General features: G+C 72.5%; 9 protein-coding genes. 4 read left to right on the top strand and 5 right to left on the bottom strand.

Features of this window, described 5'->3' with window-relative positions; translation table 11 throughout:
• Positions 1 to 28: 28 nt before the first annotated feature.
• Positions 29 to 418 carry a DUF1304 domain-containing protein gene (locus tag DC432_RS08605; protein ID WP_108320356.1) on the top strand — a complete coding sequence of 130 codons (390 nt, stop codon included), beginning with the start codon at positions 29 to 31 and terminating at the stop codon, positions 416 to 418.
• Positions 419 to 530: 112 nt separating this feature from the next.
• On the opposite strand, the gene DC432_RS08610 is transcribed toward DC432_RS08605, so the two are convergent.
• The 4 genes from DC432_RS08610 to DC432_RS08625 all read right to left on the bottom strand — a co-directional run bounded on the left by DC432_RS08610 (position 531) and on the right by DC432_RS08625 (position 7,545).
• Complete coding sequence (locus DC432_RS08610) at positions 531 to 938, bottom strand: transferase (protein ID WP_076673580.1); 408 nt, start codon at positions 936 to 938, stop codon at positions 531 to 533.
• Between the two features lie 285 nt (positions 939 to 1,223).
• A complete protein-coding gene (locus tag DC432_RS08615) occupies positions 1,224 to 2,000 on the bottom strand; it encodes a DNA-formamidopyrimidine glycosylase family protein (RefSeq protein ID WP_116537502.1) in 777 nt (258 codons plus the stop codon).
• A 140-nt stretch (positions 2,001 to 2,140) separates the two neighbouring features.
• Positions 2,141 to 6,817, bottom strand: a complete 4,677-nt coding sequence (locus tag DC432_RS08620) for an ATP-dependent helicase (RefSeq protein WP_116537503.1) — start codon at positions 6,815 to 6,817, stop codon at positions 2,141 to 2,143.
• Between the two features lie 59 nt (positions 6,818 to 6,876).
• Complete coding sequence (locus DC432_RS08625) at positions 6,877 to 7,545, bottom strand: alpha/beta hydrolase (RefSeq protein WP_116537504.1); 669 nt, start codon at positions 7,543 to 7,545, stop codon at positions 6,877 to 6,879.
• 120 nt (positions 7,546 to 7,665) lie between these two features.
• Here DC432_RS08625 and DC432_RS08630 point away from each other — a divergent pair, with 120 nt between their 5' ends.
• Positions 7,666 to 8,280 carry an NUDIX hydrolase family protein gene (locus DC432_RS08630; protein WP_116537505.1) on the top strand — a complete coding sequence of 205 codons (615 nt, stop codon included), beginning with the start codon at positions 7,666 to 7,668 and terminating at the stop codon, positions 8,278 to 8,280.
• Positions 8,281 to 8,362: 82 nt separating this feature from the next.
• Positions 8,363 to 10,285, top strand: coding sequence for a M3 family metallopeptidase (locus tag DC432_RS08635; protein WP_116537506.1), 1,923 nt, complete (start codon positions 8,363 to 8,365; stop codon positions 10,283 to 10,285).
• Between the two features lie 73 nt (positions 10,286 to 10,358).
• Here the strand turns inward: DC432_RS08635 and DC432_RS08640 are convergent, their stop codons facing one another.
• Entirely contained in the window at positions 10,359 to 11,426 is a 1,068-nt protein-coding gene (locus tag DC432_RS08640) for a threonine aldolase family protein (protein ID WP_116537507.1), read from the bottom strand.
• A 119-nt stretch (positions 11,427 to 11,545) separates the two neighbouring features.
• Here DC432_RS08640 and DC432_RS08645 point away from each other — a divergent pair, with 119 nt between their 5' ends.
• On the top strand, positions 11,546 to 14,731 hold the full coding sequence (locus tag DC432_RS08645; RefSeq protein ID WP_207770784.1) for a DEAD/DEAH box helicase: 3,186 nt from the start codon (positions 11,546 to 11,548) through the stop codon (positions 14,729 to 14,731).
• Positions 14,732 to 14,753: the final 22 nt, after the last annotated feature.

Raw genomic sequence — 14,753 nt, forward strand, 5'->3', positions numbered from 1 at the left:
AGGCTATCCGCGTCGATACGGTGGACGGATGATCGGCATCCTCGCTCTCGTCTTCGCCGGCCTCGCGGCCCTGCTGCACGTGTACATCTTCATCCTCGAGAGCGTGCGATGGTCGCGTCCGGCGACCTGGAAGGTCTTCGGCATCGCCGACCAGCGCGCGGCGGACATCACCAAGCCGATGGCGTACAACCAGGGGTTCTACAACCTGTTCCTGGCCGTCGGCGCCGCGGTCGGCGTGATCCTCTGGGCCGTGAACGGTGTCGGCGACGTCGCCGGACGCACGCTGCTGATCTTCTCGCTCGGGTCGATGCTCGCGGCGGCCCTGGTGCTGGTGACCTCGGGCCGGAAGTACCTGCGCCCCGCGACCCTGCAGGGCACGCTGCCGCTGATCGGTCTGGTGCTGACGATCCTGGCCTGATCTCGAAGAGCGGATGCCGCGCCGTCCGGGCGTGACGGCTACGGCGCCCGGGCGAACGAAAACCCGCACGCTCCGAGGAGCGGTGCGGGTCGTGTGTGCCGGGACGCGGCGCTCAGGCGGCCAGACGCAGCCCCCGACGATCGGTCGCGACGGCCTCGCCGTCGTTGATGATCTCGTCGTCTCCGATGAGCGAGCCCACGGCGATGCGCGCGTTGTGACCGACCTGCGTGCGAACGCCGATGTGGGCGCCGGCACCGATGACGGCGCCCGCGCAGATGTGCGCGTGCGGCTCGATGCGGGCCTCCGGACCGATGACGGCGTCGGACTCGATCCACGCTCCGCGTCCGACTCGAACACCGGCCGCGATCTGCACGCCGGGTTCGACGTACGCGCCGTTCTCGACCAGCGCCGACGGGTGGACCTTCGCACCGTGCGCGACGAGGCCCCGACCGTTGACGTGCTTGCGGTAACGCAGCGTCTCGCCGTGGTCGTTCTCGATGTCGATGTAGTTCTTTCCCACGATCCCCTCCGATCGGCCCTCGGGCTGGCCGACATGTATGACAACCGGTCGAGAATGCCTTCCATTCCCTCACATGCTTCTTCGTCGCCGGTATCGGTATCGGTTTTTTCGATGTCGAGACATCGTCGGCATGCTCTCCCGGTGAAGTTGTCCCCCTGTTTTCGCACGCACGACCGGGAGCCACGGGCGGGTTGACAGGCGCTTCTCGGCGCGTCGTGTTCCTGCGCGGAGGATCGGGGCGGCGACCTGCGGGTGCGACCGTTGCCGGGGCGGGTGCGCCCGGGGTCAGGCGGGCTGGCAGGTGGGGCACCAGTACACGTTGCGTTCGCTGGTGGCCGAGGCCCCCAGGCTCGTCGCGCGGATGGGTGTCCCGCATCGCCGGCACGGGGCGCCCTCGCGCCCGTAGACCCAGAACCGTCGACCGGGTCTGCTGTCACCGGTGAACGTGCGTTCCGGACGCGGGAGGTTCGCGCGGATCATGCGCTCGCCGAGGGCGATCGTCGCCTGTGCGTCGATCTCGGTGGCGGGACGGGTGGGGGCGATACCGCGCACGAAGAGCAGTTCGTTGGCGTACACGTTGCCGAACCCGGCGACGTTCCGCTGGTCCAGCAGGGCCACGTGAGCCGCCCGGGTGTCGGCGGCGACCCGCCGCACCGCCTCGGCCTCGTCCCAGTCGTCGGCCAGCAGGTCGGGCCCGAGGTGGCCGATCACGGTGTGCTCGTCGACGGTGCGCAGCACCTCGACCATCGCGAGATCGAAGCCGACGGCCTCGGCCCCGGCCACGCCGACGATCGCGCGGGCCTTGAAGGCCGCGCGTCGCCAGCGTTCGCCCGGGCGGTAGACGTCCCACCGCCCCTCCATCTTGAGATGGGAATGCAGGGTGTAGCCGCCGATGCGGTGCAGCAGGTGCTTGCCGCGGGCGGCGACCTCGTGCACGGTCTCACCGCGCAGGTCGGCGGTCGCGCTGCCCGGAACGCGGATGTCGAAGCGGGTGACGACCTTTCCCGCGAGAGCGGCGTGGAGCTTGGCGGCGGCGCGGTAGACGGTGTCGCCCTCAGGCACGGGTCACCGCCGTTGCACGTGTCGGCGGGGTCTGACGCGAGGGCGGCGTTTCACGTGGGGGCGGGGTCTCACGTGAGGGCGGGGCCTGACGTGCGGGCGGTGTCTCGCGTCGGGGCGCGGTCTCCCCTCGGGGCGCGGTCTCACGCACGGGCGGCCTCTCTCAGCGTGTCGCCGGCGGTGAGCTTGCGCATCGTCAGACCCTTGGGTGATTCGACGAAGCCGGCCTCGCGCAGCGCGCGGCCCACGGCGGTTCCGTAGACGAACTCGCCGTTGACCTGCTCGACCGTCAGCGTGTCGAGCCGGCGCCGGCGCGCCGTCTCGGCCAGGTGACGACCGGCGGCTTGAAGGACCGCTTCGTCGTCGGTGAAGGCGAGGGCGCTGCGGCCACCGCGCTCGAGGTAGAGGCTGAGCTCGCCGTCGACCAGGACCACCAGGCCGCCGGCTTTGCGGCCCGGGCGGTGGGTGACGCCCTCGATCGCGGGCCAGCCGAGAGCCGCCCCGTAGGGGTTGGCGGGGTCGGTGGCGGCGAGCGTCACGGTGCGCAGGGGCGGGGGATCGGCGACGGCCGCGAACTCGCGCAGGCGGTCGACCGTCGCCGACGCGGCGAATTGCGCGGCCCCGAGCTTCTCGATCACGTACCCGCGGCGGCAGTGGCCGGCCTCTTCGAAGCCCGCGAGGATGCGGTACACCTGCGCGAAGCCTCCCGGGACCCCCTCGGACTGCACCGCCCCGCGCGTGACCACACCGTACCGGTCGAGCAGCAGGCTCGCCGTCGCCGTGGCCCGAGCGGCGGGGTCGGGCTCGCGGGCGGGCAGGAGCGACCATCGGCCGCCGAGCGAGGGGGGTCGCGGCGCCGAGGTCGCCCGCGGCATGGCCGCTCCGCGGTACATCCGGGCGCGCGGCGCGCGGCGTGCCACGCGATGCGACTGCCCGCCGCCGCTCAGGAGCGTGCGGACGGGCGCGAAGGTGTCGTTGGTCACGCGGCCGGCCCAGGTCAGCGCCCACAGGGCGTCGTTGACCGACTGCTCGTTCTCGGCGCCGGCCAGCTGCTTCAATTGCGCGGCGAAGTACGCGCCGCCCCCCTCGAGCGCCGCGAGCAGGCGCGCCTCCAGCGAGTCCGGCGCCGGGTCGTCGGCGTCGTCGGGGTCCTGCAGGGTGAAGGGTGCGGCCTCCGCGGGGTGCAGCGCGATCCAGCCGTCGCGACCGGGCAGCGTGCCGTGCCCCGACCACACGACCTCGCCCGTCGCGGTCAGTTCGTCCAGCAGGGCGGGCGAGTAGTCGGACACGCGGGACGGCAGCACGAGGGACTCCCACGCGCTCGCCGGGATCGGCACCCCCGCCAGTTGTTCGATGACAGCGAGCACCCCGTCGATGCCCTCGAGGGGGCGACCGAGGTGCTGCCACACCGGGAGGAAGCGCGCGTACGCAGCGGGGGGAACGGGTTCGACGCTGCCGCGGATCGCCGCGAGCGAGCGCATGCGCAGGCGGCGCAGCACCTCGACGTCGCACCACTCGGTGTCGTCGCCGCGTGCTCCCCCCGACGCCTCGGGCAGGAAGAAGCCGCTCGCCAAGCGCCCCTGCGACTCGAGCCGCTGCAGGGTGAGCCGCGCCACCGCGATGCCCACGCCGAGCCGCTGGGCAACGGCATCCGTCGTGAACGGGGCGTGCGTGCGGGCGAAGCGTGCGACGAGGTCGCCGAGCGGATCGGCGAGGGGCTCGAGGAAGGCGTTCGGGATGCCGACGGGCAGCGCCGCACCCAGGGCGTCGCGCAGGCGCCCGGCGTCCTCGATGCCCGCGGTGCGCGCGACGCCCGCGATCGTGACGCGGATCGCTCGCCGCTCGTCGACGAGGGCCGCCAGATGCTGTTCGGCCTCGGCGAGGGCATCGCCCTCGGTGTCGAGGCGGGCGGCGACCTCGGCCGCGTCGAGCGGGCCCAGGATGCGCAGCAGGTCGGCCACGCCCTCGACGCCGCGCGCCCGGCGGTCCGGATCGAGGCGCTGGGCCTCGCGCTCGAACTGCGCGATGACGTCGGGGTCGAGCAGCTCGCGCATCTCGACCTTGCCGAGCAGCTCGCTCAGCAGCGCGGGATCGACCGACAGGGCCGCGGCCCGTCTCTCGGCGAGGGGGGAATCGCCCTCGTACATGAAGGCGCCGACGTAGCCGAAGAGCAGGTCCCGGGCGTAGGGGGAGGGCTGCGAGGTCGTGATCTCGACGAGCCGGATGCGGCGCTCGCCGATCTGGCGGGCCAGGCGCAGCAGGGCGGGCAGATCGTAGACGTCCTGCAGCACCTCGCGCAGCGTCTCGAGGATGATCGGGAACGCCGGATGCCGTCGGGCCACCTCGAGCAGCTGCGCGGAGCGCTGGCGCTGCTGCCACAGCGGCGACCGTCGATTGGGGTTGAGGCGGGGCAGCAGCAGGGCGCGGGCCGCGCACTCGCGGAAGCGCGAGGCGAACAGGGCCGAACCGCCGACCTCGTCGGTGACGATCTGCTCGAGCTCGTCGGGTTCGAAGACGAACAGGTCGGCACCGGGGGGCTCGGCCGCGGCGTCGGGGACGCGGGCGATGATGCCGTCGTCGCTGGCCACCGCGGCGCCCTCGACGCCGAGCCGTTCGCGGATGCGGGCGTTGACGGCCAGGGCCCACGGGGAGTGCACCTGCATGCCGTAGGGAGAATGCAGGATGATGCGCCAGTCGCCGACCTCGTCGCGGCTGCGCTCGACCGTGAGGGTCTTGTCGGTGGGCAGGCTGCCCGTGGCTTCGCGCTGCTCGGCCAGGTAGGCCAGCAGGTTGGTGATCGCGTTGTCGTCGAGTCCGGATTCGCGGAGCCGCTCTTCGGCCTTGGCGCGGTCGACGCCCGCCAGATCGCGCGAGAACTTGCCCAGGGCCTCGCCGAGCTCGGCCGGTCGGCCGATGCCGTCGCCGTGCCAGAAGGGGAGTTTGCCCGGCTGGCCGAACGCGGGGACGACGTTGACGCGGTCATGGGTGATCTCGACGATGCGCCAGCTGGTCGTGCCAAGGGTGAACACGTCGTTGACGCGGGACTCGTAGACCATCTCTTCGTCCAGCTCGCCGACGCGCGCGTTCTGCGACTCGCCCGCCACGAAGACGCCGAACAGGCCGCGATCGGGGATGGTGCCGCCGCTGGTCACCGCGACGCGCTGTGCGCCGGGGCGACCGGTCAGGGTGCCGGCGTCGCGATCCCACACCAGGCGCGGACGCAGTTCGGCGAACTCGTCGGAGGGGTAGCGGCCGGCGAGCAGGTCGAGGGTCGCCTCGTACGCCGAGCGGGGGAGGGAACGGAAGGGCGCGCTGCGCTTGACCGTCTCGAACCATTCCTCGACGTCGATCGCGCCCAGTGCCGAGGCTGCGACGGTCTGCTGGGCCAGGATGTCGAGCGGGTTCTGCGGCACCGAGATGGCCTCGATGCGGCCGGCGAGCATGCGCTCGGTGACGACGGCGGTGTGCAGCACGTCGCTGCGGTGCTTGGGGAAGAGGGCCGCGCGGCTGACCTCGCCGACCTGGTGGCCCGCGCGTCCGACGCGCTGCAGTCCCGAGGCCGCGCTGGGCGGGGATTCGACCTGGATGACGAGATCGACCGAGCCCATGTCGATGCCGAGCTCGAGACTGCTCGTCGCGACCACGCAGCGCAGCAGTCCCGACTTGAGCTCGTCTTCGACCTGGGCGCGCTGTTCTTTCGACACCGAGCCGTGGTGCGCCTTCGCGAGGATCGCCGCGACGCCCGCCGAGGCCCCCGCCTGCGCCATGACGCCCGCGGGGACCGTCGGCTCGGGCACGTCGATGCCCACGCGTTCGGCGTAGATCTCGTTCAGGCGACCCGTCAGACGCTCGGCGAGGCGGCGCGAGTTGGCGAACACGATCGTGGAGCGGCGCTGCAGGATGCGGTCGACGATGGCCTCTTCGACGTGCGGCCACACCGACCCGGCCATCTCGGTGCTCTCGGGGCGCTCCGAGAACCACTCGCCGTCGCCGGCCTCGTCGGGAGCGGGCGAGCCCGGCGGCGGGGGAGGGTTGAGCATGTCGTCGACCGGGACGACGACCGACAGATCGAAGGCCTTGGTCGCCTTCGGCGCGACGATGTCGACCGGCTGCGAACCCCCGAGGAAGCGGGCGACCTCGTCGATGGGGCGGACCGTGGCCGACAGGCCGATGCGCTGAGCGGGGCTGTCGAGCAGGGCGTCGAGTCGTTCGAGGCTGACGGCCAGGTGGGCGCCGCGTTTGGTAGCGGCCACCGCGTGCACCTCGTCGATGATGACCGTGTGCACGCCGCGCAGCGTCTCGGCCGCCTGGCTGGTCAGCATCAGGTACAGCGACTCGGGCGTCGTGATGAGGATGTCGGGCGGATCGGTGACGAGTTTGCGTCGGTCGCTCGAACTGGTGTCGCCCGAGCGGACGCCCACCGTGACGTTCGGCACGTCGATGCCGAGTCGACGCGCCGACTGGCCGATGCCGACGAGCGGGGAACGCAGGTTCCGCTCGACGTCGACGCCGAGGGCCTTCAGCGGCGAGATGTACAGGATGCGCGTGTTCGGGGTGGGCGTCTTGGCGGAGGCCGTCCGTTTGCCCCGCGCCTTCGGGGCGGCCTGCACGACCTCGGGGCCCTTCTCGCGGAACACGCGATCGATCGCGAAGAGGAACGCGGAGAGGGTCTTGCCCGAACCGGTGGGGGCGACGACGAGCGCGTTGCGGCCGGACGACACGGACTCCCACGCGCCCTTCTGCGCGTTCGTGGGCGCGGAGAAGGCGCCGCGGAACCAGTCCTGCGTCGCAGGACCGAACTTCTGCAACACGTCGGCCATGTCGACATCCTCTCCCGGACCTCCGACATCGGGCCGTGGGTTGCGTTCGCCCGCCGCGATCAGGCCTGCGCGTGTGCGTCGAGATCCTCGAGTCGGGCTTCGAGGAACGCGCGGACGTCGTCCAGCTCGTCCTGCGAGATCGAGTGGGTCAGCCCCGGGTACACGCGCCCGCTCAACTCGCTGTGCGCGGGCAGCCACTGGGCCGTCATGTCGACCAGGGCGGTGGGGATGACGTCGTCCGCGGCGCCGCGGCCCCAGAACACCGGGGGGCGCTGGGCGGCCAGCACCGCGTCGCCGGGCAGTTCGCCGTCGGCGGCGTAGCCGGCCAGGACGACGGTGAACGCCACGGCCGCGGGGGCGACGCGCAGGGTCTGCAGCGCGACCGCGCCGCCCTGCGAGAAGCCCAGCAATCCCACGGGCGCCGGGCCCACGGCATCCTGCACCCAGGACAGCACCGCGTGGGCGGCCGCCGTGACGGCGTCGGGGTCGCGGCCGTCGAGACCCTCGATCGGGTACCACGACGCGCCCGGCATGGGCCACTGCGGGGCCAGGGGAGCGCGCAGGCTCGCGACCGCGAAGCGCTCGGGAAGGTACGGGACGAGGCCGAACAGGTCGTGCTCGTCGGAACCGTAGCCGTGCAGCAGCACGAGCACCGGACGGTCGCCGCGCTCGCTCGGCGGCACCGACCAGCGCACCACGGACGGGTCGAGGGACGGATGCGCGCTCATGTCGACATTGTCGCAAAGCCCTCCGACATCGGCGTCGACGGGCGAGACCCGCCGGCGCCGCGCTCGAGCGTTGCGGGGTGCGCGTGCGATATCCGCGGCAGACGTTGGTATACAGGGAGCATGCCCGTGCGCACACCCGACCCCGATCCCGGCGACAACGGCGACGAGCGCGAACCGCTGTCCGCCTCGTTCCCGGGCGCGCAGCCCGGCCCCAACCCCAACCCGGGGTGGCTGAGCGAGGTCGAGCTGGCCGAGGCGCGCCGTCGCCTGCCGATGCTCTACGTCGAGGCGCTCCCGGTGCGGACCGACGGGATGGGGGCCGTGACGCAGGTCGGCATCCTCTTGCGCGCGACCCCGCTGGGCGAGATGACGCGCACCCTCGTCTCGGGGCGCGTGCGCTACGGCGAGACCGTGCGCGACGCCCTGTTCCGCCACCTCGAGAACGACCTCGGGCCGATGGCGTTCCCTCTGCTGCCGCCCCAGCCGACGCCGTTCACGGTGGCCGAGTACTTCCCGCTCCCCGGGGTCAGCGCGTTCCACGACGACCGCCAGCACGCGGTGTCGCTCGCATACGTCGTGCCCGTCACGGGAACGTGCGAGCCGCGTCAGGACGCCCTCGAGGTCACCTGGCTGTCGCCGCAGGAGGCGGCATCCGATGCCCTCTCCGACGAGATGGAGGGCGGCCGCGGCACCCTGATCCGTCTCGCCCTGGCCTCGGTCGGCGCGCTGCGCTGACGGGTCCTCCCCACCCGCCGCGCGCCCTCGGGCCCACGCCGGGGGCATTGCCGGTGTCGGTGGCCCTGCCTAGGGTCGGAGGATGCCGGATTCTCCCCTGGAACCCCTGACCCTGCCCCGCGATCTCGACGGGTGGCGCGCGTTCGCCGACGAACGGCCCCGCGAACTGCTCGACCGCGTCACCGCCATCGATCTGCGCCTCATCTCCGAGACCGACCTGACGCTGCGCGAGCGACTCTCCCTGTGGAACGAGGCCGACATCGCGCTCGCCGCGGCCGCCGCTCCCTCGCACCTGCTCAGCGAATCCCACCCCGACGAGGGCGTGCGCGACGCGGCCGAGAAGCAGGCGCAGCTCATCGACGCGGTGCAGTCCCGACGACTCCTCGACACGTCGCTGTGGGCCGTCTTCTCCGACGGCGACGACGCGGCGCTCGACGCCGGCGAGCAGCGGTTCCTCGCGCAGGTGCGCCGCGACTTCCGGCGCGGGGGCGTCGACCTCTCCGACGCCGAGCGCGACCGCGTGCGCGAGCTCGCCGAGCGCGACACCGCCCTGTCGCTGACGTTCTCGCGCAACATCCGCGAGGGGCGTCGCGAGATCCGGGTCCCGGCGTCCTCGCTCGCGGGTCTGCCGGCCGACTTCATCGACGCGCACCCCGCCGACGCCGAGGGCATGGTCACCCTCACCACCGAGTACACCGACCTCATGCCCGTGCGCGAGTACGCCGGCGATCGTTCGGTGCGGCACGCCCTCGTCGGCGCCTACAACGACCTGGCCTGGCCCGAGAACGAGGCCGTCCTCGCCGAGCTGCTGGCCGTCCGGGCCGAGCGGGCGGCGCTGCTGGGTTACGGTGACTGGGCCGACTACGAGACCGAGACGCGCATGATCGGCTCCAGTGCCGCGGTCGCCGCGTTCCTCGAGCAGGTCGCCGCCGCGGTGGGCCCGGCGGCCGCCGCGGAGTACGACCGCGTCCTCGCGCGCCTGCAGCGCGACGACCCCGACGCCGCGGCCGTCACGATCGCCGACTTCTGGTACGTCCTGGGGGCGCTGAAGCGCGAGGAGTACGACGTCGACGCGCAGCTCGTCCGGTCCTACTTCCGCTTCGACCGCGTGCTGGACGGCGTCCTTTCGACCACCGGGCGCCTGCTCGACGTCGAGTACGTCCCGGTCGACGCGCCCTCGTGGCACGACGACGTGCGCACCTACGACGTGGTGCGCGCGGGCGAACGCCTCGGCCGCATCCACCTCGACCTGCACCCCCGCGACGGCAAGTACAACCACGCGGCGTGCTTCGGACTCGCGCCCGGCATCGCCGGCCGAGCGCTCCCCGAGTCGGTGCTGCTGTGCAACTTCTCGCGCGGCCTGCTCGAGCACGACGAGGTCGTGACGTTCTTCCACGAGTTCGGCCACCTCGTCCACGACATCCTCGGCGGACACCAGAAGTGGGCGCGCTGGACGGGCGTCGCCACCGAGTGGGACTTCGTCGAAGCCCCCAGCCAGCTGCTCGAGGAATGGGCCTGGGATGCCGGGGCCCTGGCGTCCTTCGCGCGAAACGACGACGGCGAGCCCATCCCCGCCGACCTGGTCGCGCGCATGCGCACCGCCGACGCCTTCGGCCGCGCGCTCGAGGTCGCCCGCCAGCTCGGCCACGCGACCACCTCGTACCGCCTGCACGTCGAGCGTCCCGCCGATCTGCGCGAGGCGGTCGACGGCTACTACCGCGCCGCCAGTCCCGTCACGCCCCTCGACGGCTCGCACTCCTACGCCGGCTTCGGCCACCTGACGGGATACGGCGCGTGCTATTACACGTACCAGTGGAGCCTCGTCATCGCGCGCGACCTGCTGTCGGCCTTCGACGACGACCTCTTCGACGCCGACACGGCCAGCCGGTACCGTCGCGAGATCCTCGAGCCCGGCGGCACGCGGGATGCGCGCGACCTGGTCCGGTCTTTCCTCGGTCGCGAGAGCACCTTCGACGCCTACCGCCGCTGGCTGGCGGGCGAGTGAGACGGAGAGGGCCGCGGCATCCGTCCCCGGATACCGCGGCCCTCTCCGGCGTTCTGGCCCCGCGGGGCCGGGCTCAGGCGCTCGTCTCGCGGGCGATCGCCGCGACGAACGCGTCGATGTCGGACGCGGTGGTGTCGAACGAGCACATCCACCGCACCTCGCGGCGCAGCTCGTCCCAGTCGTAGAACCGGAAGCTCCGACGCAGGCGATCGGCGACGCCGACCGGCAGGATCGCGAAGACGCCGTTCGCCTGGGTGGGCTGGGTGAACTCGACGCCCTGGATGGATCCGTCGGCCAATCCCGCCTCGACCCCCGCGCGCAGGCGCTGCGCCATGGCGTTGGAGTGGCGGGCGTTCTTCAGCCACAGGTCGTTCTCGAGCAGGGCGACCAGCTGCGCCGAGACGAAGCGCATCTTGCTCGACAGCTGCATGTCGAGCTTGCGCAGGTACGTCAGTCCCGTCGAGGCCTCGGGATCGAGCACGACGATCGCCTCGCCGATCATGGCGCCGTTCTTGGTGCCGCCGAAGCTGAGCACGTCGACGCCGGCGTCGCGCGTGAACGCCCGCAACGGCACGTCGAGGGCGGCGGCGGCGTTCGAGATGCGCGCTCCGTCCATGTGCAGGCGCATGCCGTGGCCGTGGGCGTGGGCGGCGAGCTCGCGGATCTCGTCGACGGTGTAGAGCGTGCCGAGCTCGGTCGACTGGGTGATCGACACCACCAGCGGCTGCGCGCGGTGCTCGTCGCCCCAGCCCCACGCCTCGCGGTCGACCAGCTCGGGGGTCAGCTTGCCGTCGTCGGTGGGCACGGTGAGCAGCTTGATGCCGCCGACGCGCTCGGGTGCTCCGCCCTCGTCGACGTTGATGTGAGCGGTGGATGCCGAGATCACGGCGCCCCATCGGGGGAGCATCGACTGCAGCCCGACGACGTTCGCGCCGGTGCCGTTGAAGACCGGATAGGCCTCGACGCCCTCGCCGAGCATCGAGACGAAGAGCTCCTGCAGGCGGGCGGTGTAGACGTCTTCGCCGTACGCGACCTGGTGGCCTTCGTTGGCGGCGGCGATCGCGGCGAGGACGTCGGGGTGGATGCCGGAGTAGTTGTCGGAGGCGAAACCGCGCACCGACGCGTCATGGAGGGATGTCACCCGTCCAGCGTAACGACCGGTGGGGACACGTCTCCTCCCCACCCGCCCGTCCTCGGTCCGTCTCCCCGGGGAAGGCCGTCGCGCCGCCGGGTGTCGGTGGGCACGGCGAGAATGAGGGGATGCACCTCGACCCCGAAGCGATCAGCATCGCCGACGAGATCTTCTCGGCGGGAGCCATGGCGCGCGCCGATCGGCTGCTGGTCTACGGCTCGGTCGAGGTGGGCGAGGTCAAGGCGTTCGAGGGCGTCCTCGTCGTCTCTGCGCAGTCGTTCGGCGCCGCGGGCTACGAGCATCTCGAACTGCGCGTCCGCGACGACCTCTCCCGGCTGTCGGGGTGGTGCTCGTGCGGCCGCGGGCCCGAGTGCGAGCACTCGTGCGCGGCGGCCATCGTGCTGTTCGACCGCATGATCTCGGCGGGTCGGCCGCCCAAGCCCGAGTGGCAGCGGTCGCTCGACGAGCTGCTGGCGCAGTCCGCGCCGGTCGTCGACGAGCCGCCGGTCGACCTCTGTCTCTTCCTGTCCGTGCGCCGAGGCGGGGGACACGGCCGCAGCACCGCCCTCACCCTCACGGCCCGCCCGGGTATGCGCGGCTCGCGCGGCACCTGGATCAAGGGTCGCGCCGGGTGGTCCCAGCTGGCGGCGCTGCCCGCCGAGCCGCGCGCCCGCGCGGCGCTCGACAGCCTGGGGCGCATCGGCCGTTCCGGCAACGGCGCCTTCCTCTCGGACGAATGGATGCCGCTGGCCGCCGTCCCCCCGCACGCGCTCTGGCTGCAGCTCGAGACGGTGGCGGCCGCGGGGGTGCCGATCGTGTCGGGCTCCGGCGCCCACCACCCCGTCCGCATCCCCGACGAGGCGGCCACCGCGGCTGTCGCGGTCGATCGACGGGGGTCCTCCCTGCAGGTGCGCGGGATCGCCACCGGCCTCGACGACGAGCTCGCCGCCTCACCCGCGTGGGTGGTGGGCGACCCCGCCGTGGCCGTGGCCTACGTCGCCGATCGCGACGGAGACGACGAGCGCATCACCCTCGTGCGCCTCGCCGAGGCCGTGACCGGACCCGTCCGCGGTCTGCTCGCGCGTTCCGGTGCCCTCACGATCGACGACGGGGGGAGAGAGACGTTCGTGAACGAGTACCTCCCGCGGCTGCAGCTCGACGCCCCGGTCGTGTCGCCGCGGGGCACGGTCGACCTGCCGCCCGTGCCCGCGCCGGTGCTCGAGATCGCGGTCGATCACGCGGCGGACACCACCACGATCTCGGCGCGGTGGGATCGCTCGACCACGAGGGGCCGGCGGGACGCGGCCCACGAGGCGGGCGTGCTCGCCGCGGTCGCGACCGTGGCGCAGTCGCTGGGGATCGACGTGCCGCAGCCGTACGCGTCGGGGTCGACGCCGGCCCGACGACTCGCCCCCGCCGAGGCGGCGATCCTCCTGGCCGAGGGTGTTCCGGCGCTGGGTGCGATCGACCACGTCGTCGTCCTCACGACCGGCGACGACAGTCCCTTCCACGCGGTGGTCGACGCCCCGAGCGTTCAGCTCCGCACCGGGGACGATGACGGCAGCGATTGGTTCGACCTGCACGCCAGGGTGACGGTGGGCGAGGTCGAGGTCGACGCCGCCACCCTCTACACGGCTCTCGCGGCCGGTGATCGCGTGCTCTTCCTCGGCAACGGCTCGTACGTGCGCCTGGACACCCCCGAATTCGACCGGCTCCGGCTCGTCATCGACGAGGCGCGCGCCCTCGTCGATCGCCCCGAGTCCGCCCTGCGGATCAACCGGTACAACGTTGGCCTCTGGGACGAACTCACCGAGATGGGGCTCCTCGCCGCGAACGAGGCCGAGTGGTGGCTGCGCGTGCGCGGACTGACCGATGACGCGGCCATCGTCCCGGTCCCGCCTCCGTCGGGCTTGCGCGCGACCCTGCGCGACTACCAGCGCGTCGGTCTGGACTGGCTGCACTTCCTGCGCGTCCACGGGCTCGGCGGCATCCTCGCCGACGACATGGGGCTCGGAAAGACGGTGCAGACCATCGCGATGATGCAGGCGGCCGTCGAGTCCGACGCCGACGCGGCGCCGTTCCTCATCGTGGCCCCGACGAGCGTGGTGGGCAATTGGGCGCGCGAGTGCGCGCAGTTCGCCCCCGACCTGCGGGTGGCGACGGTGACCGCCACCCGCACCCGGCGAGGCACGACGATCGCCGAGGCGGTCGCGGGCGCGCACGTCGTCGTGACCAGCTACGCGCTCCTGCGCCTCGAGCAGGAGCAGTACGCCGAGGTCGAGTGGTCGGGCCTCGTCCTCGACGAGGCGCAGCAGATCAAGAACCCGTCCTCGCGCGGGTATCGGGCGGCGCGGTCGCTTCCCGCGCCCTTCCGCGTGGTCATCACCGGCACGCCGATGGAGAACAACCTGCTCGAGCTGTGGTCCCTGGTCTCCCTCGTCGCTCCCGGTCTGCTCGGCACCCGCGAGGCGTTCACCGCGCTGTACCGCACCCCGATCGAGAAGAACGGCGACACCGCGCGCCTCGACCTGCTGCGGCGACGCATCCGGCCCTTCCTCCTGCGGCGGACCAAGGAGCTCGTCGCCTCCGAGCTGCCGCCCAAGCAAGAGACGGTCCTCGAGGTGACCCTGCACCCGACGCACCGCAGGCTCTACGACCGGCGGTTCCACCGCGAGCGGCAGCGACTGCTGGGCCTGCTGGACGACGCCGACGCCAACCGGTTCGCGATCTTCCGTTCGCTGACGATGCTGCGTCAGCTCGCACTCGACCCCGCCCTCGTCGACGAGGGCGAGGCGCCGTCGGCAAAGTTGGACGCGCTCGCCGAACTGCTCGTCGAGGCGGCGGCCGAGGGGCACCGCGTCCTCGTCCTGAGTCAGTTCACCCGCTTCCTGCGCGCCGCCAGGGACCGCTGCGCCGCAGAGGGCATCCGCTCCGGCTACCTGGACGGCACCACCACGCACCGACAGGACGAGATCGACCGTTTCCGCGACGGCGACGATCCCGCGTTCTTCGTCTCGCTCAAAGCCGGCGGGGTCGGTCTCAACCTCGTCGAGGCCGACTACGTCGTGCTGCTCGACCCGTGGTGGAACCCCGCGGTCGAAGCCCAGGCCATCGACCGCGCCCACCGCATCGGGCAGACCCGGCCCGTCATCGTCTACCGACTCGTGGCCGCCGACACCGTGGAGCAGAAGGTCATCGCGCTGCGCGAGTCGAAGGCGGAGCTGTTCTCGCGGGTACTCGACGGCGGCGAGGCGGGGGACTTCACCGGGGGTCCCCGTCTCACGGCGGCCGACATCCGCGGCCTCATCGACTGAACGGCCGGCCGCGCCGGGGGTC

Origin of the sequence: Microbacterium testaceum (genome assembly GCF_003075375.1) — a bacterium.
Lineage (GTDB): Bacteria > Actinomycetota > Actinomycetes > Actinomycetales > Microbacteriaceae > Microbacterium > Microbacterium testaceum_E.